Here is a 25998-nt window from a genome sequence, read left to right on the forward strand (position 1 = left end):
GCGCGGGCATTGATCAGCCCCATGCACCGTGCATCGTCAGCTCGGCGATCTTCGGATGAACACGGCAGCGCTCGCCATAAGGCGGCTTGGGCTCGATCGATGCCATCGCGATGAGGCGCTCCTGCAACTCGGAGATCAGCGATACGCGCGCTCTGGCTTGGGCCTCGGCCTGGGCGCGCTGCCACTGGATTTCAGGACCGGACAGACCGACCAGCGTCGGACGATCAGCTTTGACTCGCGCCAGCATCTCGCCCAGCGCTTGAGCATCTTGCTGGTGGAGGTGCAGCTCGGCGGCGTCGTTGTCGCTGGTGTCGCCGGCTAAGCGGCGGTCAATGATCTGCTGGCGCTTGGCTTCGACCTCGGCAATGCGCTGCTCAAGATTGGCGACACGCTCAGTCCAGGCGTTCAGGCGCTCCTGAGCCTGCTGAGACTGCTTGCGGGCGATGATCAGATCGCGGGCGGCGGCGGTGCTGATCGAAACCTTGGGCGGCTCGATCTGGCAAAGGGCCTCGATCTTGGCGCTGATCTCCTTGGTTGCCTGCAGCGCCAGGGTGTCGGCTTCAGCGTCGATGCTGGTGTCTTGCTCTAGGGCCTCTGGCTGGGCCTGTGCCGCTCTGGCGGCGTCCAGGGCAGCTAGGGCATGGTCAAGGTCGGCGCGCGGTCCTGTGCTGTCTGAGCCGCGCTCTAAAGCCTGCTCAAGATTGGCGCGAGCGGTTGCGACTTGCTGCTCGGCGCGTTCGATGGGATCGACTTTCGACATACTTTCCTCGGGGTTTTGACCGGGTTTCGGTGGGGTTTCGACCATTAGCACGTCACGACACCCCAGCGAGCAAGGCAAAAAAAAGCCCAGCGCAAGGGCCGGGCTGTAGGTCTGTCGGTGGCGATGGGGATTACCGGCCTTGCAAGCGCTGCAGCCTGTGCAACGCGAGATTTCGCAAACGCAGATCTGCTTCGGCAGCGGTGCGGGTGTCGATCTGGCCTTGCTGCTGTGCATTCCAGACCGTCTCTCTCGCTTTTGCGATCTCGGCGCCGGCATTCACACGCGGGGTAGCTCTCCGATTCTGACGTGCAATCGATTTCATCATTTTGGACATCTCTCTCATGGCGCGGGTTGTGCCTTGTTCGCTGTGGTCGATATGGGTCATGCTCTTGCGATACTCATAACGCGAAACCGGCATCGTTCCCGGTGCTCGGCGAGCAGGAAACCCTGCTGTAGCTCGGCGGGCCGCAAGAATCTCGTTGTCGCTCATCGCGCTGTATGACCGGAGCAGCAAGTCCATGTCGCTCATGTCTTCGCTGTAGCCAAACGATTTAGCGACCACACTGCCGCCGATGCGATCGATCGCGGCCAGGTCTTCAACGAGTGATTGGAAATTGCTGCATTGTCGAACATCACATGAATAGGTCATGCTGCCTTACCTCTGTTTGCTCGCTTGTTGGTCGCTTTGGCGTGCTGGTGGAAATGAATCACGTCAGAAGCGGTCGCTCGGCCTGTGTCCTCGATCGTCTCGACGGTCGCCTCGGGGTGCATTCTGCGCACGATCTCTGCTGCGGCCTCAGCGCTCGGTGCGAGAATCATCAGTTCTCTGGTCATCATCGATTCGTACCTCGATATAGTAGGCATTGAGTTGTTCAGTGAGCGTCGGCGGCTTACTGCGGCGCCATTTGCCAGTGATGGTTTCGCGTAGCCGGTTAAAGCACGATATGCAAACGATCTTGAACACAAGGCGCCGATGATCCTTCCCGCACCAGGCGCAATGCCTTCCTGTTGCCGTCTTCAGCTTGACGCCAGCATGACCCGCGCCGATCTCGCATCGGTAGCAAGGATGATGCTGGTCACCTTGGTGCTTGAGGAAACTCTGAGCGCAAGCGTGCTCGGTCAATCGCAGCGATGGCCGATTCGGGCAATCGAAAAGCGGTGGAAGGTCCATGCTGTTCTCGCTGTCGTGACTTGTCGTGACAAACCGATTATGTGAGTCACGACAACTTCAGCGGGGCTGTGCGCGCAATAAAAAACCCGCCGATGTTGCCATGGGCGGGTTGGTTGGTCTCAATCGAGATTGCTATGCGGCCGGCAATCGCTCGCCGCGCTCGAGCATATCGATCAGCGCTTCCTCAAGCTGGTGCAGTCCGGCCAGCACGCGACGAGCACGATTGCGCTGCTCATCAGTCAATTCGCCGTCGCCCGCGATCTGCTCTAGGGTGTCTTTGATGATCGCGTGCATGGTGTCGCCTTCGTCGATGGCTTCTTGCGTGATGTCGGTCATTGTTGGGCTCCTGTGGTGGGTGTGGTCAGGTTTCGCAGTTCGGCGAGCAGGCGTAGCAGGGCCGGCTCGTTCAGCTTGCGGACTTGGCGAGCGATGTAACGTTCGACCTCGCGCGGCCGATCGGTGCGGGGCCTTGTCATACCGGTGCACCCCCGAGCGCGAGCACGGCCAGGGTCACGGAAGTGCAGGCGAGTATGAACGACAGCGCCGTGTTGATGCGCGCCATCAGGGTTAGGGTGTTGGTATGCTGGCGTGTAGCCATGATTCACCTCGTACTAGGTGGTTGTGGTGAGGCATCGTTGCCGGGTTCCAGCCGGTGACGGTGCCGTTATCAGCTGTCCTTGCTGCCGCCATCGTCGGCGGGCTTGTCGTCATCTTTCTTGCGGTACTTCTTGCCAGCCGTGACACCGTGCTCGGTGGTCGGCGGTCGGCAGTCCATTTCCCAGCTGTCCAGATAGCGCTCGTGCTCATCGATCTGCGCCAGTGCTGCGGCGTACTTCTCAGTCCGGGCTCGGTCCTTCTCGGTCACCACAGGCAACCGTGACAGGTCCATGTTGTCCTTCAGGTCTGCAGTCTTGACCGCCCGCGCGATCTGGTCATCAGCACAGCGAGCCACGAAGTCTGCATAGGGCTCGCCGGGCCGCTTGGTCAGGGCCTTGACCGCGATCACAACGCGCTCGGGGATGCCTGCCTGCAGAAGATGGGCCGCTGTGGTGTCGGTGTCCTCGAGCACGTCATGCAAGACGGCTGCGGCGCGCTCCTGGTCGGTCTGCATGGCCGCCATGACGCGCAAGGGGTGCTCAATATACGGCTTGCCAGCTTTGTCCTGCTGGCCCTCGTGCGCCTTGGTGGCGATCTGGATTGCGTTCTCGACGTAGCTCATAGCTCGTTGTCCTCATCGGCCTTGCGTTCGCGCTCGAAAGCCTTAGTCAGACGCGCGACGTACGCTTTGACGCGCTCGACATCGCGCTCGGGAATCCAGAAATTCAGCTTGCGATAGCCTTGCTCGGTCTTGCGTTGATGAAACCGGGCTTGGCGTCGTTTGGCGTTTTGGTCTGACATGCCGTTAGTCTGCGCCGTTGATTCTCACAGTGCAAGTGTTTTTTCTAACGCTGCTAAAATGTTACCCCCAGCGTTACCCCAGCCACCATTTACCCCAAGTCAGCTGCTCCCTATCGGCATGAAAGCCCCGTCATTGCTGGACTTGCGGGATAGGTAGCAGCTGACTACAGATCACCTGCTCCTGAGTGAGTGTTACCCCGGCTGAGGGTATCGGCGGGCACGGTGCAGGTTTGCGTTGTGCCGTTGCAACGCGAATGGCATCGCTCAGACCGCTTGCGGCCGCGGCCTCGGTGGCATCGGTAGCTCAGTGCCGAGCAGGTTGTTCATCATGCCGCGTGCTCCGCCATGGTGATTGCTCCTAAGCGGCTTGGTATTCGGGGATTCGCGGATCGCTGTCATCGGCTCTGCCGCCGTGATTGCGGTGCCCCTTGGTGGCTCTGGCGATGATGGCGGGATCGTTCGGGATGACGGTCAATCCAGCCAGGCCATAGATGCAAAAGCGCTCAATCTCCGTTGCTCCATGCCGCAGTCGCAACGCACGGCCCTCGGGTGTGTCGCGCAACTCGGCGACGTACCGCATCAAATCCGCAGCCTCCAGGCTAGCCCGGACGCTCGCTATCGGCGGTAGGCCGCTATAGCTGTCGCAGGTCCGCCAGTGCCGCGCGTAGGGTATGTGTTCGACGTAGTGCGTGCACCAATCCTGATCGTCCAGGCGTGCGCAGTCCGAGCATCGGATGCGGTTGTTCACGCGGCTTCCCTCCTTCCCTCGGTCGCTCGATCTAGGTAATACGTCAGTGCGGCCGGGTCGACTGCGCACATCTGCATCACCTCGCCGATGATCTGCTTGTCGTGCTCGCCGATGGACGCGAGCCAGGCGCGGATGGTTGCCTCGTCGCCAGCGTCGATGCTTGACTCGTTGGCGGCGGTCAACAGCGCTAACAGCTCCGCCTTGTGGGCTCGCAACTCTGGCGTGAGCGATGCAATCGCCTCGGGAGGTCCATACAGGTCAAGCGTCCCCGCTGCGGTGGCGGTGATGGTCACGTCCGCAGCTTTGGCGCGGTCGAGTAAGGTGGCTGCACTCATAGCGATGCCCTCACTTTCTCGGCTGCTTGCGGCTTGACCGACTCATCGGCATCTCGCACCAGCGCCCATTGCTGGCGCCCTCGGGAGACCGTTCCTCGGATGATCCGTCGTCCGTCGTGGCGGCGGTCAACGTGGCGCTCGATCCAGCGACCAAGGATTCGGGGGTTGATGACACCGCGCTGGTCGGCGATCTCACGAACAGCATCATCAAGTGCGGGCCGCGCATCGTCCTCGGGTGCGAACTCGCTGTGCTCGGTGGCAGTGATCAGTGCAGCGGTGGTGGTGGGCTTGGTGCCGATCACGGCATCCCATGCCGACAACAGGGCGCTGAGCTTCGCTGTTTCAGGGTCGAGCGCAAAGGCGCGCTCGGTGGCGGTCAGCGGGTCTGCAAACCGCTTGTCCCATGTCCCGACCCAGCAGACCGTCTGCCGCACAAGGTCATCCCAAACCTCAAAGGAGGCCGTTCTGCCGGCGCCATGTCTGACGCGGCCGGTGGTGATCCATGCACGCATGATGGTCAGCGCTGCCGACACAAGTTCCATGCGGCGAGAAAGCACCTGCTCCAATGGGCAGAAATCGAACTCGCGGGCATAGGGTTTCTCGATCCGGGCGTCCAGTCGGGCCGGGAAGATGCGCCGACAGGTATCGCCGATCAGCCGCAGATTGTTACCTGTAGTTAGGAACAGGCATCGGTTCGGAAGGGTTGCGGTCTGCGAACTGCCAAGGATGCGGTCAGAATAGGTCGCGCTCGTCAGGAAGGCGTCTAAGGCCGCATTGCCAAGACCGTCTCTCACGTTGTCCCACAAGATCACGCGATGACCGTCGCGTAGTGCTGCAAACAGGCGCTTGCGGGCCTCGTCGTCTTGGCTGCCTGCGGGCGGGAGAACCGGAGGCGTATACCCCAGCGATAACGCGGCGATGGCTTGAGCAAGCAAGGTCTTGCCGGTGCCTGCGCTCGGCGCATCCAGTGCGATACCGGGCGCTGTCGGCAGGCTGGCGCGGACCACTGCGGTCAGCAGCATCGACAGCACGACGCCAGCATCCACCTCGTCCACCAGCGGGAACAGCCGGAACGGATGCCATAACGCATCCAGGGCCGTGCGTGCCTGCTCCATCGTCGGCGCAACCGGGACCGCCGGGAGGTCTGGCGTATCACTCATCAGCAGCAGTTTTGAGGCAGCGTCATAACCCGGCTCCGCAAGGATGCTGCCATCGGCGCGCAAGGTCGGCGCGGTTATCACCGCATCCAGTTGAGGCAAACCGCGCTCGCCGTCTTTGGCGACAATCCGCATGGCGGCCCATGCTGGCGCGTCCTGCGGTTCTTCATCAGGCGGCGCGTCCGGCTCTGGACCGGCAACCAGGACATAGAACTCGGCGATGCGGTCGAAGTGGTCCACCAGCCAATCACGGTTGACCGGTAGGGTCCGGGCGTCCTCGGTGACGCGCGCGAGGGATGCACCGTCGCCGTGGTCGTACAGATCGCCTCGGGCGCGCAACAGGTCGAGTACCTGATCCACCACACGCGCGCGATCACCACGTTTCAGCTCAATCCTGGCGCTCGGGCGCAGCAGCGGGAAGCGTCGTCCGCCGTGGGCATGGCTGTAGATGTACGGGCGTCCACCACTGCGGAGATTGGCCCAGGCGATGCGTCGATCACTGCCATAGTCAGGTTCCAGCGGATCGCCAAAGCGCTTGCCGTGCCACTTCTGCGGGTTGTCGAGCAGTTGGCCGACCGTGGGCGTACTGCCATCATCGCAGTGCAAGACGAAATCGCCGGTTAGCTCGCGTTTCTCGCTGGCGCGGGTCAACGCGGCGCGGATCGCTTCGACGGCGATGCCGTGCTTCTCGGCAATCTTGGGCGCTTCGGTCTCGACCCATTCCTCGCGGGCCGATTTGAGTTGCGGCTTGATGGCCTCGCGGGCGGATCGGCGTGCGTTGGTGGCTTGGGTCTTGATCGTGCCATCGGCAGCGGCGATTAGGTCGCGGAGGTCGAGCATGCCCTTTGTATCGCCGTCGATGAACCATCTTGGCGCTTTGCGCTCGACGCCTTCACCGAGAATCGGCGGCGCTGCGAAATCTAGGCGCTCGGGCTGCCAGACTGAGGCATCTACAAGGCCGCGCTCTAGCGCTTGCCCCGCCCTGCCGATCTCGATGCGGCCATGTCCAGATGACCACAGCAGCGCCATCAACGCCTTTCCTGCCTCGGGAATCAGCGCGGCATCACGAACCGGGATGTAGATGCGCTGCCCGGTGATGCCTGCTTTGCTATCGTCGGTAGTGCACTGGATGCCGCTCGACGCGGACGGGCGCCAAAGCATCGGCGCCGACGCGAGGCAGGGAGCAAGACCACGCAAGACCTCGATCAGTGCTTCAGGTTCAAGCGCATGATCCGCGTCGCTGTCGTGGTCCAGCATGAAGATGCCGGGAGCGCGACGGAACCCAAAGAACTTGCGGGTTCGGGATATTGCTCCGGGCGCCGACTCAAGACGCTTCTCGGAAACAAGGCGCGCTGTCGCTTCAGGCGTTACACCAAAGGCCAGCGCTTGACTGACCTTCAGTCCGTCGAGCAGGTCAGCAAATTCACGCAACGACGGAACAGTAACCAGTTCGGCTGTGCCCTCGGTGAGTTGCGCGCTGGAGGTCTTAACCAGTTTGCCGTTGGTGCCGACCTTGAATTGCTTGGTCAGGATTCGCGGGTTGGTTGCCGTGATCCGGGTCAGCGCGATACCGCGATTCGGCACCGCATGCAGGTTTGAATTGCTGTTGCTCATGCGGCGACCCTCTGATCCGGATAGCAGCGGGGCGGTAGTTCGCCCGTCAGCAGGGCGGATAGCGCGGGTCTGGTCAATGCCACATAGGTAAGACGAGCGATGATGTCGGATCGGGTGCATTGACCGATGTCGCCAATGTCGATAAACGCATGTTGGAAGGTCGATCCTTGGCTCTTGTGAACCGTGCAGGCGTGTGGTGGGCGTAGATCGCTCATCCGCTCCTTAGCGCTGAAAAAATCTTTCCAGGCTTCACGGCGAGCCTTATCCAGCTCATCAGTTGGGTTGCGGTGGGCCTTGCAGGCTCGCTGCAGCGCGTTCGCCTTGCTGGCATAGTGCGATAACAGCGCCTTTGCGGCATCTCTGTCGGTTGGGCAAAAAAGGTTGGCAGTCCCTTTTTCGTGCTCCACCTCGACCGAGACCCCACGAACCTCGAAACCTGAGTCGTGGATTGTGCCCTCGGCGGCATCAAGCACGGTGACGGTCGCCTCGGTCGGCAGGATCACCTTGCCGTACTGCTTGACGGCCTCGTTGACGATGAATTGCTCGCCTTCGGTAAAAGGGTAGCGGTCAGCGGCAGGACCGACCAAGCGGCGACGGATCACCCGATTGAGTTCAACCACTCTCCGATTGGTCCATGCGATTGCACGGCAGAAATCCGAATCGGCGCGGTAGTCGTCGGTGGCAAATGCGTTCAGCATTGCGCTCTCAAACTTGCCGGCTGAGGCGCAGTAGACACCTGGGGCGCGCGGTGTGATGACCGGAAATGGGGCGCCGTCGAGCACCTTGCGGAATCCGGTCGCGGTGGCAATCAAGGGATTGTCGAGCGCCTGCCTGTGAATCGTCGTCAGATGCGACGTTGGCACCTTGTCGAACGCGGGCGATACAGACTCGAAAATGGGCGGCAATTGATGATTATCGCCGACGTAAAGCACGCGGAAACCGATCTCAGAGGCGTACTGGTCAACAACGGCCAGCAGGTCCGAGTCCACCATGCTCGCTTCATCTACGATCACCAGGTCGCCACGCTTGGCCTTTGGGCGGCGCTTGCGCTCGAGCACCATCCTTCCGCGCTTGTGGTCAGCTTCGGGCTGCAGACCCAGAAGGCTGTGCACGGTCGATGCTTCGCCGTCTGGGCTCATCCTTGCGGCGACCTTGGCGGCCTTGTGCGTTGTTGCGGAAAGCCGGATCGGCAGCTTGGTCTGGCTGAGGAACTGCCCGACAAGATAGGTTTTGCCGGAACCCGCGGGTCCGCTCAGGGCGTGCCTGGTGCGATGAGATGCCGTGAAGGCGTGAAGCTCGCGCAGTGCTTGAGCTTGGTCAGGGGATAGAATCATGTGGTCAGTCTCCAAATTTTGGAGACCGCCGACGGTTGGCAGAGGCGGACGCAGTTCACCCGCTGATCGGGTAGAATACGAATGCCGGTGCCCAGCCGTTCGTGCGGTCAGGGCTTTGCCGTCGCGGTGTTGCAAGCACTGCGGCGGACGGTTGAAAGCATATCACGTCGCCTAACTGTCAGATCGCAACCCTGACCGGTGTCGCCCGCCGGTCGGGGTTCATTTTTCTCGGCGTCAGGCCAGCGGCCGCGCTGCTTCATTTGCCGCAAGGCGCGGCGATCTCGGTTTTTCATCTCGCACACTCCCTACGCCGCGCTGCGCTGCTCGACACCGTTGATGCGATCAAGCCACGCGAACCATCGATCCTCATCGATAAAGACGTTGCGTCCTTGACGCAGAATGGCGCCGGAGTCGGCGAGACCGTTGGTTTTCTCGTTGAAGATGGCCCAACGAATCGCTGACTCAGTGGGGTACATGCCCGCGTTGCGTTGTTGAAAGTCGCGGACGCGGTAGAGGTTTCGCTTGGTGCTCATCATGCCCTCCAGTTGTGTGAGCGAGATAGACAGTGGTTAGCCGTCTGTTGCGGGGCATTGTCGGCGCGAGCGATGGGCGTGTAGTGGGTCGCTGTAACCAGCGATTAGCGGGAACCTTCGCGTTTGGCGATCACCTCTAGTGTGGCGACGATCGCTTCTTGGTCGGGCGGGCTTAACGCCTTGACGGCGAGGGCGAGGGCGTCCACTTCAGGCTGGGTAAGCGGTTTCGGATGGTGTTTGTGCTCCTGGTGCTCGAAGAGCGCAGGCGGAACCTCAAACACGATCTCATCAACAACCTCCCAGTCGTAATACCGTTTGCGAACGATGTCCTCCGACAGTCCGAGCGATTCAGCGGCGACATGAAAGCAGCTCGGACTGTTGCGGTTCTCCTTGGTGGGGTAGCCTTCGGCACGCGCCGCGTTCACGCGGTCAAGGATCGAGATGGCGTCTTGTTCGCCCGACCTGATCGGCTTCGACCCCTTTCGCCGCTTCGTGCCAAAGGCTACGTCGGCCGATTCGTCATTGCCGATGCGCTCGATCGCTTCAGTGAACCACTGCGCCAGTGCTGGCGATAGCGGCAACTCACCACGCAATATGCCAGAGGCATAGCGCAGCAGCGCGGCCGAACTGTTCCGACCGCCGTTTGCGATCGCGTCCTCGATCGATTGCTCGAACAGTTCCTCGGTGGTTGGTCGATCCATCGCTCAACCCTCCTTGAAGATGCGTGCGTTCATGCGCTCGACCACGCCGGCGGTATGCGCTTCAGAAAGATGGCTGTAGCGCTTCACCATTGCCAAGGTCTTGTGACCCAACACCTCGGCGATCTCGGCGAGGCTTGCGCCGTTCATCGCCAGGTAGGACGCTGCCGAGTGCCTGAGATCATGCCAATGGAAATCGGTGATCGCGGCTCGCTTCAGCGCGGTCTCGAACGGAGTGCGTAGATCAACCGGCTTGATGCTGCCGTCGTCTTGCTTCTTGCGAGCAGGGAATAGGAGGTCGGTATCCAGGCGGCGGACCTTGGCGCGCTCGCGCACCAGCTCCAGGGCGTGACCGGCCAGCGGGAGAACGCGAACCTCGCCGTTCTTGGTGTCGCTCAAGGTCGCCACGCGCCGGTTGAGGTCGATCTGCGGCCAGCGTAGCGACATGATTTCATCGAGTCTTGCGCCTGTACTGAGCGCCAACACGACACAGGTGTAGAGGTCCGGGCTGGTGCTGGCGCGGCAGGCGTTGAGGAATCGGGTCCGCTCGCCGGGTATGACGGTCCCGTTCGGTAGGGTCTCGTCGTCGCTGAGGAAGCGCACCCGCCCGCGCGGCTCCTTGAGCTTCGTCACCTTCCTTAGCGGGTTGTCCTCGCACCAGCCGTATTCTTTCACGGCAGCCGTGAACACATGGCTTAGAACGGCCAGGTAGCGATTCACGCTCGCCGGACTCCGCGCCTTACCCTCGCCGCGCTTCTTCGGGTCTGTTGCCGCGCTCGGGATCGGCTCATCACGCAGCTTGTCGCGGTACTCGCCGATCAGCGCTGGTGTTACGTCCGCAAGCAAGGTGTTGCCGATCTGTTTTTTCCACCACGCGAGCTGTCCCGCTTGAGTGGCTTGCGTCTTGCCTTTCTTGCTTGGCAGCACATCACGGCTGTAGCGGTCGATCAGGTCGGCGAGGCTATGCCGCTTGGCCTCGGCGGTCTTGAAGTGCCGTCCTTCACGAATCGCGGCCTCGGTCTGCGCGGCCCATGCCTTTGCGTCTGTCTTGCGCTCAAAGGTGGCGGTCTGCGCCGGGTAGCCTTTGAGGCGAATCATCACGCGATAGGTGGTCTTGCCGTCGGCGCTCTTGCGGTCTTGGATGGTTGCCATGGACGTTGAATCAGTCGGTTGCGCGGGTTGAAGCCATGGCTAAAGCCTACAACAAACGACGAAAAAGGCCAACGTCTGATATACAATCCGATGCACCCACAACACAAAAGTCTGTAATTGTTGTGTTTTTCTTCTGAATACCGCGCTCGCGGCACACTGACGGCACAGTTGCTCAGCGAAACGGCGTTTTTTGAGAACCCTTGACATCCGTGCTGAGCGACGAAGGAGCGCGGCACACGCCCAGAACGGCAAAAAATGGTGGGTTAGTGGTGGGTTTGGCGATCGAAACCCACAACGCTATAACCCATTGTTTTATATAGCAAAAAAGACCCAAAATGGCCCAAGTGGTGGGTTATGGTGGGTTTTCACCTGGTCGCTGGAGATTTCGTAGCGACGGGAGCGCTCGCGGTGTGTCGCGTGGCACAGTTCGCGCAGGATCAGGCGCGCGAGGATGCGCGGGACATGGCGCCGAGTGCGAGGGTGCGCGGAGGGTGCGCGGACGAAGAATCAAGGGGTTAGCGGCGCGGACGAAGAATCAAGGGGTTAGCGCGGCCCAACAACTGTTTGAATTTTTCAGTGGTGGGAGATGGTGGGTTTTACGCTGACATACTGAGAATTTTTTTTGGTTTTTTATTGTGTATTGTTGTTCTGAGTGTGCCGTGAGTGTGCCAAGCGCTCCCTCCAGGCATCAAAAAAGCGCTCCGGTTTACCGTAAGCGCTTGATTTGCTTGGTGCGCCCTGTGCGACTCGAACGCACGACCACCTGATTAAAAGTCAGATGCTCTACCAACTGAGCTAAGGGCGCTTTGGAGTAACTCTATCCCGGTATCATACCTCATGAAGCGTCCGACTGAAAGTTGCTAGACTTCAGTCGGTAAGCGGGTGGTCGGTTCAAGCAGTTAGCCGAGCGGACTCGCCTTCTGGTCCCGGGCTCTTGCCGCCACGGGAGAGGCGGCTTGGGGAGGTCGGGGACAACATGATGGACGATCGGTCGGGCAATTACCGTCGAGGCGAAGATGCGGTTGCGGAGGATATGGCGCGGCGGTTTCTGGTCGGCGAGTCGCGTTTGCGGTTGAGCCCCCTTGGCGCGGGGCTCATCAACGAGACGCGTTTGGTGGAGACTGCTGCTCAGCGCTTTGTTCTGCAGCGTATCAATGGCGCCATCTTCGCAAATGCCAATGCCATTGCGGACAATATCCTGCGGGTGCAGGACTGGCTTTGCACCCATGAGCATATCGATGTGCGCTTGCCGCGGCTGATTCCTGCGACCAGTGGTGAGGCGACGCTGCGAGACGCCGATGGTCAGGCCTGGCGGCTGCTGGAGTATGTGGACAACAGTCGCGTCATCAAGCCCTTGGAGAATCTTGAGCAGGCCGCCGAGGTTGGCCGCGCCCTCGGGCGCTTTCATGCCGCACTGGCCAAGCTCGACCCAAGTCATTTGGCGCTCACGCTGCCTGAACTACATGATACCCCCCGCTACAAGGCGAGTCTTGACGCAGTGGTCAGTTCGACCAAGGTGGCCAATCTCACCGAATCTACCGAAACCGAAAGGACCGCCGGAATCGGTAGCCAGGCCAATGCTGGCGCGCGAGTGCGTCATCCGACGCGGGATGGCGACGCTGGGCAACAGGCTCATCACCAGACGCGACTTGGCGACTGCATTTTACGCCAGGTAGACGCTGAGGTGACGGCGGCACTGCGGCAGATTGAGGCTCGAGCGGCTTCGATCCCGCTACTACAACAGGCGCAGGCAGATGGCGTGCTCGCGTCCTACGTGACACATGGCGACCCAAAGCTCGACAACGTCTTATTTGCGCGGAACGAGGATCGTGCCCTGTGCCTGATTGATCTGGATACCGTACAACCTGGGCTGTTGCACCAGGACATCGCCGATTGTCTGCGCTCCTGTTGCAACCGCAGCGTCGCTGCTCGCCCAAACGGCAGCGGCATTCCAAGCCTGAGCGTTGATGCTCCTGGCCATAGCTCTAGCTCTAGCATTGGCCCTAGCCCGCGCGGCACGACGCAACGGGTGAGCCATGGCGCACAAGGCGAGGCGAGCGTGCTCTTCGACCTCAGCATCTGCCGGGCGCTGCTGAGCGGCTATGCAGAGTTTGCCGCGCCGCTGTTCGACCGCGCTGCCGTCGCCCTCCTCTATCCTGCGATCCGGCTGATCCCGCTCGAGCTGGCCATCCGCTTCTTGACCGACTATCTCGAGGGTGATCGCTACTTCCGCGTCACCAGCCCGCGGCAGAACCTGGACAAGACCCTGATTCAGCTAGCACTGGTTGAGGACATCGAGACCAAGCACGAGGCCATCGAGAAGATCATCCACGACTGCTTCGCTTGAGCCTAGCCTTGCACCTAACCTTGAACCTAACCTTGTGGCTAGCCGAGCATGCCACCGCGATGACCATTCAATGTTTCAATCAACGCCCGGTCAAGCCGGGTGAACGCTGCCTGGACGAGGTGACGGCTCTTCCCTGCGGCATGATCCCCTGACCGGGGCGGTTTCAACCGGGAGATTTCGATGACGCATCATCTGACCGAGATCCTGGCGCTGCTGATGGTCATCGGTATCGCCGCGCAATGGATCGGCTGGCGACTGCAGATCCCAGCGATCATCTTACTCAGCCTCAGCGGGCTGCTGATCGGCCCGGTGTTGGGGATCTTCCGGCCAAGCGAGGCGCTCGGTGACGCCTATCAGCCACTGATCAATCTCGCCGTGGCAGCGATCCTGTTCGAGGGCGGCTTGTCGTTGCAGTTTGGTGAGCTGAAGCAGGCGGCTTCGGGCGTCAATCGCTTGGTGACCATTGCCGTCGCCTTGAGCCTTGGGCTCACGGCCGCCGCCGCACATTGGATCGGCGGCCTATCCTGGGCGGTCGCGCTGATCTTCGCTGTGATCATGGTCGTGACTGGCCCCACGGTGATCTTGCCGCTACTGCGCCAGGCGCGGCTGAAGCGACGCCCTGCCTCTTATCTCAAGTGGGAGGGCATCGTCAACGACCCGATCGGCGCCCTGCTCGTGGTGGTGTTGTTCGACTATGTGGCCGGCTCTGGCAGCACTCCGCCCCCATTGGACGAGGCCCTCTTGCAGATGGCGATCGGTGTCGCTTCGGCGCTGTTGCTTGGTGGCTTGAGTGGTTGGCTGTTGGGACGCGCCTTCTTGGCCGGCAAGGTGCCAGAATACCTCAAGGGTGCGATCGCGCTGGTGACCGCAATCGGCGTCTATACGCTGGCCAACCTGGTGCTCGAGGAGGCTGGCCTGATTGCGGCGACGGTGCTCGGGATCGTGCTCGGTAATATGAACCTGCCAAGCATGGGCGAGATCCGGCGCTTCAAGGAATACATCAGCATCCTGCTGGTTTCTGGGGTCTTCCTGCTGCTCACGGCAGATCTGGACCCACAGATCATGGCGGCCATGGATTGGCGCAGCGGTGCACTGGTGGTCACGGTGATCTTTCTGGTCCGCCCGGCCGCGGTCTGGATCAGCACCATCGGCGCGGGCATGCCTTGGCAGGAACGTGCGCTGGTGGGCTGGATCGCGCCGCGTGGCGTGGTGGCCGCAGCCGTTGCTGGTGTCTTTGGGCCGGCGTTGGCCGAGCGCGGCTTCCCAGGCGCGGAGCAGTTGCTGCCGTTGGTGTTCACGATGATCCTGCTGACGGTGGTCCTGCACGGCTTCAGTCTGGGCTGGATGGCGCGGCGGCTGGACCTGAGTGCTCAGCGTCGCGGCGGCCTGATCATTGCCGGCGCCACCGCCTGGAGCAATGGCTTGGCCAAGGCCCTGCATGAGCGTGAAGTGCCCGTGATCGTGGTCGACAATGCTTGGCATCGACTGCGTGGCGCGCGGCTTGCCGGCGTCACCGTCTATTTTGGGGAAGTGCTCTCGGAGCACGCTGAGTACGCGCTCGAGCTCGGCGCCTATGCGAACCTACTCGCCGCCAGCAATAACGATGCCTACAACGCCTTGGTCTGCGCCCACTTTGCACCTGAACTGGGCACCCAAAAGGTGTTCCAACTGGCAGCGAGCGAGGCTGCAGAAACGCGGCGGCCAGCGCCGGCGGCGCGCGGGCGCGTCGCCTTCTCAAGCGAGGTGCACTATGAGGATCTGCAGCGCCACTGGTACCAAGGCTGGGGCTTCCACGGCACCCGTATCACCGAAAGCTTTGATCTTGAGGCGATGAAGGCCTCGCTGCCGAAGGATGCGATCCCACTGCTGGTGATCGATACTGACAACGAGGTCAGCCTGATCGAGGCCGATAAACCCTTAAAGGCGGGCCCGGGGCAACGCGTACTCTGGTACGGCTGCAAGCAGCGTTGTGAGCGGGATGCCCCCGAGGCTCAAGCACCGCAATCGCAACCCTAAGACTGCGCACCATCAACCGGCTCGCTGTGGCGATTGCGACCTCGCTGACGCCTGGCTTGCCAGGTTGTCACCTGCCAATAGCCCCAGGCCAAGAGCCCGATCCAAACCGCGGCCAGCCAGCCGATCACGCCGTCGTATTGGCCGGCGAGAAAGGCGAGTGATGAGGCATCATCGCCATCGGTGACGCGGCGTGTGAGCTGAATCACGAACACCCAGCCGGCATGCAGACCGATACTCCAGCCGATATGCCCGCTACGCTCGCGCACTAGGGCGAGGAAGAGGCCGGCGCTGAACAAGGCCACCAGTGAATCCAGATGCTGCCACTGGAACAGGCTTACGAAGACATGCAGAAACATGCTCCAAGTGCCAGCCCAATCGAAGACGACGCCCGGCGGCAGTGCGTGCGGTTTGAGAAAATGCACCAGCGCATAGAGCGCGGCCGAGCCGACCGCAGCGGCCCCAACGCTCGCGCGTCGACGAATGGCGGAATAGAGCGCGCCGCGAAAGAACAGCTCTTCGAGCAGGCCGATCAGCAGCCCACCGATCAGCGCCGCCATGGTCTTCTCGAGCAGGCTGAGCGGGTGCAAACCGTCGAGGTCAGGGATGCGCACGCCAAGGTAGAGTTCCGCGAGCACGAGAGCGCCGAGGATGGCGACGCCGAGCAGCCAACCACCCCAAATCGCTCGCAGCAGATCAGCACGCGCCGGTGCAACGCCCAGCGCTTGCCGATTGGCGACTCCCATCAGCCAGAGGAACGGCCAGAGCCCGAGCAAGATGAACAGCTGCGCGAGCCGCCCCATGACCCGCTGCGGCTCGTAGCCGATCCAGCCGGTCTGCATCAGTGGATAGGTCAAGGCCGCCGCGAGCAGCAGCGCGATGAACAGATAGCAAAAGAAGATTAGGGTGGTGCGCAACGCATATCCAGACCCAGACCCAGACCCAGACCCAGACGCATCATGCATCTGCTCAACTAACCGCTGGCGTCTGCCGCAGGTAGCGATCATCGAGCAGTTGCTGCAGCACAAAGTCCGCCACATCGGCACGTGAGACACGGGTGGCCTTGATCGACTTGTCCGTGCCGCTCAGATAGGCCCCCGTCGCCGGGCCATCGGTGAGTCCACCTGGGCGCACGATGATCCAGTCGAGGCCGCTGTCGCGGATCAACTGCTCCTGCACCTCTTTCGCCGCCATGATCTTCTTCAGCGTCAATTGCATGATCACGCGAAAGAAGGCCGGCACCTGATCACAACTGTCGCCGACGCCCATCGAGGTCACCGCGATCAACCGCTTGATCCCAAGACGCTGCATGCCGGCGATGATCTGCTCGCTACCTTCGGCCTCGACAGGCGCCGCGCTGCCATGACTGCCGAGCACGCAGATCACCGCATCGGTTCCAGTCAGGCAGCGCTCGACTGCAGCGGGGTCAAGGACGTCCCCAGCGATGACCTCGACAGCGTCCGCCGGCTGCAGCTTATCGGGCGAGCGCGCCAACACGCGAAAGGCATAGCCCTTGGCAAGCCCCTGGCTGAGCACCTGCTGACCGGTTCCGCCGGTGGCACCAAAGAGCGCGATCTTCATTGTTCGCTTGCCTCAGCGTTGCGTCGGAAAAGCATCATATAGTTCACCGCCATTGAGCTGGTGAAGCTGAACGCACGGGTGAAGGGACTCACGCGCACGCCGGTGCGATCGATCGGCACCAACTGCTCGCCAAGCCCGTCCATCAGCTCATCGGGTTTGACCAGCTTGCGGTAATGATGGGTGCCCTTGGGCAGCCAACCCATGATCCGCTCGGCGCCAATGATCGCCATCAGCCAAGCGAGCGGGGTGCGGTTGATGGTGGCCACCACCATCACGCCACCAGGACGCACCAGCTGCGCGCAGTCGGCCAAGAAGCCGGGTAGATCATCAACGTGCTCAACCACCTCCATATTCATCACGGCATCGAAGGTCTTGCCTTCATCGACCAGCTGCCGCGCGGTCGCCAGCCGATAGTCGATGTCGAGACCGCTCCAGGCGGCATGGATCTGCGAGACCCGGATGTTCTTGTCGGTGATCTCGATGCCGGTGACGCGTGCGCCGAGCCGCGCCATGGATTCGCTGAGAATGCCGCCGCCGCAGCCGATGTCGAGGATGTCTAGCCCCTCGAGTGGCTGCTTAGCCGTCGCACTGCGGGCGAAGACCCGACACAGCTGTGCGCGTATGTAGTCGGCCCGGAAGCGGTTCAGCCGATGCAGCGGCCAAAACGGGCCCTGCTCATCCCACCAGCGATGCGCCAAGCCTTCAAAGTAGGCGACCTCTTTCGGGTCGATGTCAGGAGCACTCAGATGGACCGCCGACATAGTATTTTAAATCTCCATGCTTGGTATCACTGCCCGGTTGCGCGATGCCGATGTCCGCGGGTCTGCGCACACGCCTGGGCGGATCATCGTGGTGTCAAAGGTCGTGTTTGCCGCTGAGAATTGCAACCCGGGCAACGATCACTCCACCTTTAGTGCGCGCACCTGCTCTAACAGCGCAGGGTCGTCCCATTCACGCTCGCCGGTGGCCTTATAGACTAACCGTCCGTCCGGCGCGACGACGAAGGTCGTCGGCAGTCCGCGCATGGGCCAGCGCTGGGTGACCTTAGAGTCGGTATCGAGTGGCAGTGGAAAGCTCACCGGGACCTGCTCCAAGAAAGCCTGCACCGTCTCCACGTCCTCACCCACATTGATCGCAATCATGCCAATGCCCTCTGCTTCGATCTGCTCCCAGGCGCGTTGCATCGAAGGCATTTCGGCACGACAAGGTGGGCACCAGGTGGCCCAGAAGTTGACGATCAGCGGTTGGCCCTTGAAGTCAGCAAGCCGGTAGACCCTTTCATCAGGCCCGACCAGCTCGAAAGCGGGCGCATCAGGCTGATCCGGCAACGGCGTCAGGAGCGCACCAGGCTCTGCGGCCATGGCTGCGGGTGCTAGGATGAGCAGAAGTGCACTGAGGATGAAGGTGCCGATGCCGAATGCCGGTTTGCGGCTGAGCACCACCAGCGAGCGGCTTCGGCTGACTCGGGGCTCCTGCGTCGGTGTCACCTGGCCTCGCCCCAGGCTCTTGAGGAGCGGCCCCGTGCGGAGTGGACGCTTCAGCGGTGTGTCGATCGAAAGCTGGTTGCTCGAGAGTGGCTTGGTCGGCAGGAGGCTGTTCGGGCTCGCGCTGTTGGAGGCTGGTTGCATGCTGGTCTTCTCGGTCTTGATGTGGATCGACAGTACATCGGCTCTCTGTACGCGACCTTCATGGCGAGTTCGCCCCAGGATGCGGCTAGCAAGACAGGTCAGCCGATGGCAGGGCCCCGCGAGACTGCGGACGAGACACTATTCTCTAGCCGGATGCGTACCGGAGCGAAGCTGCGGCGGTGTTCGATACAGGGGCCGAGCCGATCTAGCGCCTCGATGTGTGCCTTGGTGCAATAGCCCTTGTGCTGGGCGAAACCATAGCCGGGATGGCATTGATCGAGCCGCCGCATCTCCTGGTCTCGGGCCACCTTGGCCAAGATTGAGGCGGCACCGATGGATATCAAAGTGCGATCTCCTCGCACCACAGCTTGGGATTGACAACTGAGCCCCTCGGGACAGCGGTTACCGTCAATCAACGCCAGCGTTGGCGCCACCGCCAACGCATCGAGCGCGCGGCGCATCGCCAGCAACGAGGCTTGCAGGATATTGATGCGGTCGATCTCGGCGACCTTGACAAAGGCCACCGCCCAAGCAATCGCGGCATCCTCAATCGCAATCGCCAGTGCCTCGCGCCGCGTCGCTGAGAGCAGCTTTGAGTCGGCGATTCCAGGTGGGGTATTCGCCGGATCAAGAATCACGGCTGCGGCACAGACCGGCCCCGCGAGTGGACCACGTCCCGCCTCATCGACACCCGCGACACGCAGGCTCGGGATGGGTTGTGGTCGTTGTGAGTCAAGCATGACGAGGACGTTCAGAGCGGTCGGCCAGCGCTAGGATGGCCTCGGCGGCGCGGTGCGCGGCATGTTGCCGCAGCTCAAGATGGATCTGCCGATAGGCGGCTTCGATCTCGGTACGGCGCTCGGCATCGTCGAGCAAGTCGAGCACGGCCGGCCCCATGAGATCGGCGCGACAGCGATCTTGAAGAAACTCAGGTGCCAACGCTCGCCCGACCAAGAGATTGGCCATGGCCGCATAGCGGACCTTGATCAGCCGCAGTCGGGTCACCAGCCAATAGGTCATAGGATGCAGTCGATAGGCGACCAGCATCGGCCGCTTCGCGAGCAGCGCCTCCAATGTTGCGGTTCCTGAAGCGGTCAGCACTAGATCCGCGGCAGCCATGGCCTCACGACTTTGGCCACTGATCACCTTGAGCGGGAGTTGCGGCGCAATCTCGCAGCGCATCGTCTCGAAGCGTTGGAGAAGCGCCTCCGAGACCATCGGGGCGATGAAGCGAAGCCCTGGACGCCGGCGATGACACCAGGTCGCAGTCTCCAGCATCGGCCGCCCAAGCAGCTCGACCTCGCTGCGTCGGCTGCCGGGAAGGATCGCGATGAGCGCGGTGGTAAGCTCCTCGCGAGACTTGCGCGTGGGTAGCCCACTCGCCTGTGGCTTGCTCGCCGAGGGCTTGATCGCTTTTGGTGCCACCACTGTCGCCATTGGCACCGCCGCTCCTGAATCCTCCACGCTAGGCGCATTCGGCAAACCCGCCTGTACCTCAACCGCTTGCACCACAGGCATCGGGTCACTGGCGACGGCAGCTGGCGAATCGATGCTGATGCCGAGCGCGCGACGCGCCGCCTCGCGATCTGGTTGCAGCGGAAAATCATCGGCGAGCGGATGACCAATATAGGTGACCGGCACCCGATGCTCGCGCAGGAAGTCAGCCTCAAATGGAAAGATGCTCAGCATCAGATCAACCGAGCGCCGGATCTGCTTCACCCGCCCAGGGCGCCAGGCCCAGACCGTTGGGCTCACCAGATGCACGCTTGGGATACCTCGAGCGCGCAAGCGGCGCTCCAGGCCAAGGTTGAAGTCTGGCGCGTCGACACCAACCACCAGCAGTGGATTCAGCAGTTGCAACCTGTGCACGAGATCGCGGCGCGCTCGCAGCAGATCCGGTAGCACCTTGGCCACCTCGACCAGTCCCATGACCGAGAGCCGTTCCATCGGCAACAGGGTCTCGCACCCCGCCGCGAGCATCTTCGGACCGGCAACACCAACGAAGCGCAGCTCCGGACGCCGCTCGCGCAACGCCCTGATCAGCAGCGCACCAAGTTGATCGCCAGAGGGTTCGTTGGCGACGATGCCGATCAGCGGATGGGGGCGGCTCGCAGCGAGCGTTGGCACGATGAAGCGATCAGATCAACGCACGATACTGCGCGCACTCGCACTGAGGAACGCGGTCATCGCTGCGACTAGGGGCTCTGTCTCAGCGAGTTCATCGAGCGCCTGTGCCGCCTCCTCGAGCTTGAGATTCGACAGATACAGCAACCGGTAGGCGCGCCGAATGGCGCTGATCTGCTCGGTCGAGAACTGTCGGCGCTTGAGACCCTCGCTATTGATGCCGCGCGGCACCGCAGGATGACCGTCGATGGTGATATAGGGCGGCACATCCTTGCCGATCACCGAACCCATCGCGCTAAAACTATGCGCACCGATACGACAGAACTGATGCACGATGGTGAAGCCACCGAGGATGGCCCAGTCTTCGATCACCACATGGCCGCCAAGGGAGGCGGCGTTGGCCATGATCACCTGGTCGCCAATGATGCAATCATGCGCGACATGGGTATAGGCCATGAACAGGTTGTCATTGCCGATACGGGTCTCGCCATAGCCCTGAATGGTGCCGCGATGGATGGTCGCTGACTCGCGGACCACATTGCGGTCGCCCAGGGTCAAGGCCGTCGGCTCACCACCATACTTCTTGTCCTGCGGGTCTTCGCCAACCGACGCAAACTGAAAGATCCGGTTGTCTCGACCGATGACCGTCGGCCCGCGCACGACGGCATGGGGGCCAATTCGGGTACCGCGGCCAATGCTGACATCGGCACCGATGATGGCATAGGGTCCAACCTCGACGTCTGACTCCAATTGCGCCGACGGATCGACGACCGCGGTTGGATGGATCAAGGCTCAGAAGTCCCGCGCTGTGCACATGATCTCAGCGCTCGCGACCATGCGATCATCGACGCGCGCCTCACCGGAGAACTTCCAGATGCCGCGCTTGACGTTACGGATTTGGACGTCGAGGAAGAGTTGATCGCCGGGCTCGACCGGACGTTTGAAGCGCGCCTTGTCAATGCCGACGAAGTAGTAAAGCGACTTCTCGCCGACCTCCTCTGGTCGCGACTCCATCGCTAGCAGCCCAGTCGCCTGGGCCAGAGCCTCGATAATCAATACCCCCGGCATCACCGGACGCACCGGGAAATGACCGGCAAAATAAGGCTCATTGAAGGTCACGTTCTTCAAGCCGATCAGTTGCTCATTGGGCTTGAACAGCACCACGCGATCGACCAATAGAAACGGATAGCGGTGCGGCAGCAGGCTGAGCACCTTATGGATATCCATGTTAATCAAGACTACCTCCAGAGAGCCGACTGCACGCCAACATCACGCTGTCTCATCACCTTACTCGCTCTTGCTCAGTCTGTTTGGTCGCGCTGAGCCTTCTGCAGCTCGGCCACCCGCTCCTCAAGCCGCCGCAAGCGCTTGGCCATCGCGTCGAGATGCCGAAATCGAGCGATGTTACGTCGCCAATCCGCACTTGGCATGGCTGGGATTCCACTGCTGTAGGTTCCGGGCTGCTCAAATGATCGGGTCACCATCGCCATGCCCGTGAAGTGCACATCGTCGCCGATCTCGAGGTGCCCGGCCATACCGACGGCGCCTGCGATGGTGCAGCCCTTGCCAATCCGCGTCGAGCCCGAAATCCCGGAACAAGCCGCCATTGCCGTATGGTCACCAATCTCGACGTTGTGCCCAATCTGAATCAGATTGTCGATCTTAACCCCATCGCCGACTACCGTCTCACCGATGGCGCCACGATCCACGGCACTGTTGGTGCCAACCTCCACATCGTCGCCAAGACGCACGCGCCCGATCTGCGGCACCCGAATCCAGCGCTCGCCGTCACGGGCGAAACCGAATCCTTCGCGACCGATGACCGCACCAGGGTGCAATAGTACACGTTTGCCGATGATCGACCGCTCGCAGACGGTCACTGAAGCCACCAAACGCGTCTCGGCGCCGATGAGGCTATCGCGCTGAATCACGCAGTGAGGTCCGATCTCAACCCCCGCTGCAATCCGCACCCCTTCCTCGATGACACAGAGCGCGCCGATGGAGGCAGACGGGTGGACCTCGGCGCCTGCCGCAATCACGGCGCTCGGATGGCACCCGGCGGGCGCGCGGCTGCGCGGATGCAGCAGCTCGGCAGCACGCGCAAATGCCAACACCGGATTGTCGACCAGCAGGCAAGCACAGGGCGCTTCCGCCGCCAAGGCAGGCGTCACAATGACGGCCCCCGCAGTAGTCTCGCGCAGCGCATGACGAAACTTCTCAGCGCTGACGTAGGTGACAGCGGAAGGTTTTGCATCGGTCAGCGCACAGACATCATTGATCTCGATGGTGGCGCCGGGATCGCTCAACTCGGCCCCGATTCGAATTGCAAGCTCAGTCAGCAGCATCGTCTTGGCAGTCTCGAGGCGTCATACGAGGCGAGCACCGCACGGGCGGTCTCAGCGCTTCTCAAACACCTCTTTCAAGCGGGCGATCACCTCGTCTGAGATATCGGCGCGCGGACTCGTATAGACTACCCCTTCACTCAAGATCAGGTCGAAGCCTTTGTCCTTTGCGACCTGCTCAACAACCTCTTCGACCTGTTGCACCAGCTTCGTGCGCAGATCACTCTGGCGCAGCGCGAAGTCCGCCTGCAGCTCCTCCTGCGCATAGCGCAGCCGACGCTCGCGAGCGCGAATATCATTGCGTAGCCGCGTGGCTTCGTCGGCGCGCATCAAGGCGCCATCACGCTCGAGGCGCGTCTCCAAGCGGGCGATATCTTCCTGCTGCGAGGTCAGTTCCGCCTCGCGCTCCTGCGCCTCTGCGCTCAGCAGATTGCGCGCGGCCTCGTACTGAGGCGACTCCTCAACGATCCGATTCGGGTCAATCACCGCAATACGGAAGGGCTCGTCAGCCAGCACCGGGCCGGCGAGTAGCAACAAGAAGGCGGAAGTTATCCAGCGTTGTTTCAACATGGCGATTCGGCTCTAGAAGGCCTGGCCGAAAGAGAATTGAAAGACTTGGGTCTCGTCCTGATCCGTCGAATTGATCGGATAGGCCAGGCTCAAAGATAGGGCACCCACGGGCGAGAGCCACGCAAACGAGACACCCGTCGAGTAGCGCAGCTCGCCAAGGTCGAAGCCGGTTGGCGTGACCAATGGGTCGGACTCGGTCCACCAGACATTGCCGAAGTCAAAGAAAGCGCCGAGGCGAACGGTATTCTCAAAGCGACCGCCGATCGGTGGCGGCGCATAGACCTCTAGCGAGCCGGTGAGCTTTAGGTTGCCGCCGACCGGGTCCTCATTCCCGCCAATCTCGCGCGGACCGAGCGAGTAGGCGTCGTAGCCGCGCACCGACTGTGGGCCACCCGCGTAGAAATTCTCGAAGAACGGCAATTGCGCGGTATCCCCATAGCCGGCGCCATAGCCGATATCGCCCTTCGCAGCAAAGGTAAAACGGCGCGTCAGTGGGATGTACTGTCGACCCTGGACATTCAGCCGATAGTACTGAAGATCGCTGCCCGGGATCGCAATCTCGCCAAATACGCGCTGCAGCGTGCCGCGATTGGGAAAGATGGCCGAATCGCGGCTGTCTTTGGTATAGCTTGCAGTGACAAAGAAATCATTGAATTTCTCGCCATTGTCCAGCACGAAGTCCTGCGCCAGTGGCGAGGCTCCACCGGGAAAGAAGTGCGTATACTGATAGCGAAATCCGAGGCCGGCTCGGCTGTTATCGGAGATCGGCACGCCAAAGTTGATCTCAGCAACGCCAACGTCGGTCGTATAATCAGCGCCAGTCAGATCGTCGAAATTGGTTGCCCTGTAACTCAGATCAAAGCCTCGGCTAATGCCGTCGACCGTATAATAGGGGTTCGTGTAGGCCAGCCGATAGAGTTGCGAGCTGCGACTCGTATTCAACGCCAACGAGACACGCTTGCCCGTACCAAGAAAGTTATTCTGGGTCACACTGGCATTGAACAAGATGCCCTGCGACTGCGAAAAGCCAACGCCAGCGAGCAGGTTGCCAGAGGGCCTTTCCTTCACCGTCACATCCACATCCACCTGATCGGCGAGGCCGGGCACAGCTGGTGTTTCGAGCGTGACATCTTCAAAGTAGCCGAGTCGCTGCAGGCGCTCGCGCGAGCGTTTGACCAGCTCTGTAGAGAACCAGGCCCGCTCCAGCTGGCGCATCTCGCGCCGCAAGACGACGTCACGGGTGCGTGTGTTGCCTTCCATGTTGATCCGACGGACGTAGACACGCTTGCCGGGATCGACAAAAAAGGTAATGGTGACCTCCTTGTTCTCTTCATCGATTTCTGGCACTGCGTTGACGTTGGCAAAGGCATAGCCCTCACTGCCCAACAATTCCGAGATCCGCTCCGCGCTCTCGGTCGCCTTGATGCGAGAGAAGTCTTCACCGCGACGCAGGTGGATTAACGGAAATAGCTGCTCGGTCGGCACCGAAGACTCACCCGCGAGCTTGATGTCTTTGACCCGATAGACATCACCCTCTTCGACAGCGATGGTGACGTACATGCCGTCCTTATCCGGGCTGATCGAGACTTGGGTCGAGGTGATCTGGAAATTGACGTAGCCGCGATCGAGATAGAAGGAACGCAGATCCTCGAGATCACCACCCAACTTCTGCTTCGAATACTGGTCGTTCTTGGTATAGAACGAGTACCACCGAGTCGTACCTAGCTCGAACTGCTTCAGTAACTCTTTGTCATCAAAGGCCTCGTTACCGATGATATTGATCTGCTTGATGCGCGCGGTCCGGCCTTCAGTGATCGCGATCCTGACCCCCACCCGGTTGCGTTCGAGCGGAGAGACCGTGGATTCGATGTCGACGCCATACTTGCCGGCACCGAAATACTGCCGACGTAGCTCCTGCTCGATGCGATCCAGCATGGCTGGATTGAATACCCGACCCTCGGCGAGGCCGATCTCCTCGAGCCCCTGCTTGAGCTGGTCGGTCTTCAGGGATTTGTTACCAGAGATGTCGATCTGCGCGATGGCCGGGCGCTCGCGCACCACGACAATGAGCACATCACCTTCGCGCTCGACTTTGACATCACTGAAGAAACCGGTCGAATAGAGCGAGCGGATGATATTGCCAGTAATGCCGTCGCTCACCCGATCCCCGACTTGCACCGGCAGGTAGTTGAAGATCGTCCCAGCAGCGATACGCTGGAGACCCTCGACGCGAATATCGGCAACCTCGAATTCAGCGGCCTGGACGCCGACGGCGAGGAACAGCAAGGCGAAAACCGCTGCCCTCAATCGGCCTACTGCGCTGATAGCGCGAGACGACGTCACATTGACCTCCTGGACAGGAAACGAACGATTCTTTGAACGATTCTTTAGGGTCGGCAAGGTCAGGCTTGCATGACGCGATCAAAGCAGCTGATGGCGACCGACAAGACCCAACGCCTACAAAGCGCTCGAGTATAAGGGATTTACCCAAAT

Annotated in this window: 27 protein-coding genes and 1 tRNA gene; 2 read left to right on the top strand and 26 right to left on the bottom strand. The window is 61.4% G+C overall.

Going from position 1 to position 25998, the window contains the following annotated elements; all coding sequences use genetic code 11:
* Nucleotides 1–13: 13 nt before the first annotated feature.
* From CCR96_RS19770 to CCR96_RS19835, 15 genes are all read right to left on the bottom strand, one after another.
* On the bottom strand, nt 14–760 hold the full coding sequence (locus tag CCR96_RS19770) for a hypothetical protein (RefSeq protein WP_201222621.1): 747 nt from the start codon (nt 758–760) through the stop codon (nt 14–16).
* A 130-nt stretch (nt 761–890) separates the two neighbouring features.
* Nucleotides 891–1409, bottom strand: a complete 519-nt coding sequence (locus CCR96_RS19775; RefSeq protein WP_201222623.1) for a hypothetical protein — start codon at nt 1407–1409, stop codon at nt 891–893.
* 654 nt (nt 1410–2063) lie between these two features.
* On the bottom strand, nt 2064–2267 hold the full coding sequence (locus CCR96_RS19780; protein ID WP_201222625.1) for a hypothetical protein: 204 nt from the start codon (nt 2265–2267) through the stop codon (nt 2064–2066).
* Complete coding sequence (locus tag CCR96_RS19785; RefSeq protein ID WP_201222627.1) at nt 2264–2407, bottom strand: hypothetical protein; 144 nt, start codon at nt 2405–2407, stop codon at nt 2264–2266. The genes CCR96_RS19780 and CCR96_RS19785 overlap by 4 nt, the downstream gene beginning before the upstream one ends.
* Nucleotides 2404–2529 carry a hypothetical protein gene (locus CCR96_RS25195; protein WP_274601164.1) on the bottom strand — a complete coding sequence of 42 codons (126 nt, stop codon included), beginning with the start codon at nt 2527–2529 and terminating at the stop codon, nt 2404–2406. Before CCR96_RS25195 ends, CCR96_RS19785 begins: the two co-directional genes overlap by 4 nt.
* Nucleotides 2530–2598: 69 nt before the next feature.
* Nucleotides 2599–3150, bottom strand: coding sequence for an HD domain-containing protein (locus CCR96_RS19790; protein ID WP_201222629.1), 552 nt, complete (start codon nt 3148–3150; stop codon nt 2599–2601).
* Nucleotides 3147–3329 carry a hypothetical protein gene (locus tag CCR96_RS19795; RefSeq protein ID WP_201222631.1) on the bottom strand — a complete coding sequence of 61 codons (183 nt, stop codon included), beginning with the start codon at nt 3327–3329 and terminating at the stop codon, nt 3147–3149. Before CCR96_RS19795 ends, CCR96_RS19790 begins: the two co-directional genes overlap by 4 nt.
* A gap of 358 nt (nt 3330–3687) precedes the next feature.
* Nucleotides 3688–4077, bottom strand: a complete 390-nt coding sequence (locus tag CCR96_RS19800) for a hypothetical protein (RefSeq protein ID WP_201222633.1) — start codon at nt 4075–4077, stop codon at nt 3688–3690.
* Entirely contained in the window at nt 4074–4412 is a 339-nt protein-coding gene (locus CCR96_RS19805; RefSeq protein WP_201222634.1) for a hypothetical protein, read from the bottom strand. Before CCR96_RS19805 ends, CCR96_RS19800 begins: the two co-directional genes overlap by 4 nt.
* Nucleotides 4409–7183 carry an ATP-binding protein gene (locus CCR96_RS19810; protein WP_201222636.1) on the bottom strand — a complete coding sequence of 925 codons (2775 nt, stop codon included), beginning with the start codon at nt 7181–7183 and terminating at the stop codon, nt 4409–4411. The genes CCR96_RS19805 and CCR96_RS19810 overlap by 4 nt, the downstream gene beginning before the upstream one ends.
* Nucleotides 7180–8532 carry an ATP-dependent DNA helicase gene (locus CCR96_RS19815; RefSeq protein WP_201222638.1) on the bottom strand — a complete coding sequence of 451 codons (1353 nt, stop codon included), beginning with the start codon at nt 8530–8532 and terminating at the stop codon, nt 7180–7182. The genes CCR96_RS19810 and CCR96_RS19815 overlap by 4 nt, the downstream gene beginning before the upstream one ends.
* Nucleotides 8533–8822: 290 nt before the next feature.
* The gene (locus CCR96_RS19820; protein ID WP_201222640.1) at nt 8823–9050 is read right to left on the bottom strand and encodes a hypothetical protein; all 228 of its coding nucleotides are present in this window, start codon (nt 9048–9050) and stop codon (nt 8823–8825) included.
* Between the two features lie 104 nt (nt 9051–9154).
* On the bottom strand, nt 9155–9751 hold the full coding sequence (locus CCR96_RS19825; protein WP_201222642.1) for a hypothetical protein: 597 nt from the start codon (nt 9749–9751) through the stop codon (nt 9155–9157).
* Between the two features lie 3 nt (nt 9752–9754).
* On the bottom strand, nt 9755–10900 hold the full coding sequence (locus CCR96_RS19830; protein ID WP_201222648.1) for a tyrosine-type recombinase/integrase: 1146 nt from the start codon (nt 10898–10900) through the stop codon (nt 9755–9757).
* 729 nt (nt 10901–11629) lie between these two features.
* Nucleotides 11630–11705: transfer RNA gene (locus CCR96_RS19835), tRNA-Lys, on the bottom strand.
* A 174-nt stretch (nt 11706–11879) separates the two neighbouring features.
* Here CCR96_RS19835 and CCR96_RS19840 point away from each other — a divergent pair.
* Nucleotides 11880–13247 (top strand): phosphotransferase enzyme family protein, encoded by a 1368-nt coding sequence (locus tag CCR96_RS19840; protein WP_201222650.1) that lies wholly within the window; start codon nt 11880–11882, stop codon nt 13245–13247.
* Nucleotides 13248–13427: 180 nt separating this feature from the next.
* The gene (locus tag CCR96_RS19845; protein WP_201222653.1) at nt 13428–15263 is read left to right on the top strand and encodes a cation:proton antiporter; all 1836 of its coding nucleotides are present in this window, start codon (nt 13428–13430) and stop codon (nt 15261–15263) included.
* Here the strand turns inward: CCR96_RS19845 and CCR96_RS19850 are convergent.
* The 11 genes from CCR96_RS19850 to bamA all read right to left on the bottom strand — a co-directional run bounded on the left by CCR96_RS19850 (nt 15260) and on the right by bamA (nt 25812).
* Nucleotides 15260–16177 (bottom strand): CPBP family glutamic-type intramembrane protease, encoded by a 918-nt coding sequence (locus CCR96_RS19850; protein WP_201222659.1) that lies wholly within the window; start codon nt 16175–16177, stop codon nt 15260–15262. The two genes, CCR96_RS19845 and CCR96_RS19850, sit on opposite strands and share 4 nt — an antisense overlap.
* A gap of 52 nt (nt 16178–16229) precedes the next feature.
* The gene (locus CCR96_RS19855) at nt 16230–16841 is read right to left on the bottom strand and encodes an NAD(P)-dependent oxidoreductase (protein WP_201222661.1); all 612 of its coding nucleotides are present in this window, start codon (nt 16839–16841) and stop codon (nt 16230–16232) included.
* A complete protein-coding gene (gene ubiG / locus CCR96_RS19860; RefSeq protein ID WP_201222663.1) occupies nt 16838–17602 on the bottom strand; it encodes a bifunctional 2-polyprenyl-6-hydroxyphenol methylase/3-demethylubiquinol 3-O-methyltransferase UbiG in 765 nt (254 codons plus the stop codon). Before ubiG ends, CCR96_RS19855 begins: the two co-directional genes overlap by 4 nt.
* Before the next feature lie 138 nt (nt 17603–17740).
* Nucleotides 17741–18469: a peroxiredoxin family protein gene (locus CCR96_RS24810; protein WP_242519235.1), complete on the bottom strand. Its 729-nt coding sequence runs from the start codon at nt 18467–18469 to the stop codon at nt 17741–17743.
* A gap of 98 nt (nt 18470–18567) precedes the next feature.
* A complete protein-coding gene (gene rnhB, locus CCR96_RS19870) occupies nt 18568–19209 on the bottom strand; it encodes a ribonuclease HII (RefSeq protein ID WP_201222665.1) in 642 nt (213 codons plus the stop codon).
* Nucleotides 19202–20596: a lipid-A-disaccharide synthase gene (gene lpxB / locus CCR96_RS19875; protein WP_201222672.1), complete on the bottom strand. Its 1395-nt coding sequence runs from the start codon at nt 20594–20596 to the stop codon at nt 19202–19204. The genes rnhB and lpxB overlap by 8 nt, the downstream gene beginning before the upstream one ends.
* A 15-nt stretch (nt 20597–20611) precedes the next feature.
* On the bottom strand, nt 20612–21382 hold the full coding sequence (gene lpxA / locus CCR96_RS19880) for an acyl-ACP--UDP-N-acetylglucosamine O-acyltransferase (RefSeq protein ID WP_201222674.1): 771 nt from the start codon (nt 21380–21382) through the stop codon (nt 20612–20614).
* 3 nt (nt 21383–21385) lie between these two features.
* A complete protein-coding gene (gene fabZ / locus CCR96_RS19885; RefSeq protein ID WP_200247476.1) occupies nt 21386–21820 on the bottom strand; it encodes a 3-hydroxyacyl-ACP dehydratase FabZ in 435 nt (144 codons plus the stop codon).
* A 74-nt stretch (nt 21821–21894) separates the two neighbouring features.
* Entirely contained in the window at nt 21895–22938 is a 1044-nt protein-coding gene (lpxD, locus tag CCR96_RS19890) for a UDP-3-O-(3-hydroxymyristoyl)glucosamine N-acyltransferase (protein WP_201222676.1), read from the bottom strand.
* A gap of 51 nt (nt 22939–22989) precedes the next feature.
* On the bottom strand, nt 22990–23505 hold the full coding sequence (locus CCR96_RS19895) for an OmpH/Skp family outer membrane protein (RefSeq protein WP_201222678.1): 516 nt from the start codon (nt 23503–23505) through the stop codon (nt 22990–22992).
* 12 nt (nt 23506–23517) lie between these two features.
* Nucleotides 23518–25812 carry an outer membrane protein assembly factor BamA gene (bamA, locus tag CCR96_RS19900; RefSeq protein WP_207192027.1) on the bottom strand — a complete coding sequence of 765 codons (2295 nt, stop codon included), beginning with the start codon at nt 25810–25812 and terminating at the stop codon, nt 23518–23520.
* Nucleotides 25813–25998: the final 186 nt, after the last annotated feature.

The organism is Halochromatium roseum (assembly GCF_016653315.1).
In the GTDB taxonomy this organism is placed as follows: Bacteria; Pseudomonadota; Gammaproteobacteria; order Chromatiales; family Chromatiaceae; genus Lamprobacter; species Lamprobacter roseus.

Excerpts from the sequence above, each read along its gene's own strand:
- CCR96_RS19770 (WP_201222621.1), bottom strand. The coding sequence starts at position 760 with ATGTCGAAAGTCGATCCCATCGAACGCGCCGAGCAGCAAGTCGCAACC.
- CCR96_RS19775 (WP_201222623.1), bottom strand. The coding sequence starts at position 1,409 with ATGACCTATTCATGTGATGTTCGACAATGCAGCAATTTCCAATCACTC.
- CCR96_RS19780 (WP_201222625.1), bottom strand. The coding sequence starts at position 2,267 with ATGACCGACATCACGCAAGAAGCCATCGACGAAGGCGACACCATGCAC.
- CCR96_RS19785 (WP_201222627.1), bottom strand. The coding sequence starts at position 2,407 with ATGACAAGGCCCCGCACCGATCGGCCGCGCGAGGTCGAACGTTACATC.
- CCR96_RS25195 (WP_274601164.1), bottom strand. The coding sequence starts at position 2,529 with ATGGCTACACGCCAGCATACCAACACCCTAACCCTGATGGCGCGCATC.
- CCR96_RS19790 (WP_201222629.1), bottom strand. The coding sequence starts at position 3,150 with ATGAGCTACGTCGAGAACGCAATCCAGATCGCCACCAAGGCGCACGAG.
- CCR96_RS19795 (WP_201222631.1), bottom strand. The coding sequence starts at position 3,329 with ATGTCAGACCAAAACGCCAAACGACGCCAAGCCCGGTTTCATCAACGC.
- CCR96_RS19805 (WP_201222634.1), bottom strand. The coding sequence starts at position 4,412 with ATGAGTGCAGCCACCTTACTCGACCGCGCCAAAGCTGCGGACGTGACC.
- CCR96_RS19810 (WP_201222636.1), bottom strand. The coding sequence starts at position 7,183 with ATGAGCAACAGCAATTCAAACCTGCATGCGGTGCCGAATCGCGGTATC.
- CCR96_RS19820 (WP_201222640.1), bottom strand. The coding sequence starts at position 9,050 with ATGAGCACCAAGCGAAACCTCTACCGCGTCCGCGACTTTCAACAACGC.
- CCR96_RS19825 (WP_201222642.1), bottom strand. The coding sequence starts at position 9,751 with ATGGATCGACCAACCACCGAGGAACTGTTCGAGCAATCGATCGAGGAC.
- CCR96_RS19830 (WP_201222648.1), bottom strand. The coding sequence starts at position 10,900 with ATGGCAACCATCCAAGACCGCAAGAGCGCCGACGGCAAGACCACCTAT.
- CCR96_RS19840 (WP_201222650.1), top strand. The coding sequence starts at position 11,880 with ATGGACGATCGGTCGGGCAATTACCGTCGAGGCGAAGATGCGGTTGCG.
- CCR96_RS19845 (WP_201222653.1), top strand. The coding sequence starts at position 13,428 with ATGACGCATCATCTGACCGAGATCCTGGCGCTGCTGATGGTCATCGGT.
- CCR96_RS19855 (WP_201222661.1), bottom strand. The coding sequence starts at position 16,841 with ATGAAGATCGCGCTCTTTGGTGCCACCGGCGGAACCGGTCAGCAGGTG.
- ubiG (WP_201222663.1), bottom strand. The coding sequence starts at position 17,602 with ATGTCGGCGGTCCATCTGAGTGCTCCTGACATCGACCCGAAAGAGGTC.
- CCR96_RS24810 (WP_242519235.1), bottom strand. The coding sequence starts at position 18,469 with ATGCAACCAGCCTCCAACAGCGCGAGCCCGAACAGCCTCCTGCCGACC.
- rnhB (WP_201222665.1), bottom strand. The coding sequence starts at position 19,209 with ATGCTTGACTCACAACGACCACAACCCATCCCGAGCCTGCGTGTCGCG.
- fabZ (WP_200247476.1), bottom strand. The coding sequence starts at position 21,820 with ATGGATATCCATAAGGTGCTCAGCCTGCTGCCGCACCGCTATCCGTTT.
- lpxD (WP_201222676.1), bottom strand. The coding sequence starts at position 22,938 with ATGCTGCTGACTGAGCTTGCAATTCGAATCGGGGCCGAGTTGAGCGAT.
- CCR96_RS19895 (WP_201222678.1), bottom strand. The coding sequence starts at position 23,505 with ATGTTGAAACAACGCTGGATAACTTCCGCCTTCTTGTTGCTACTCGCC.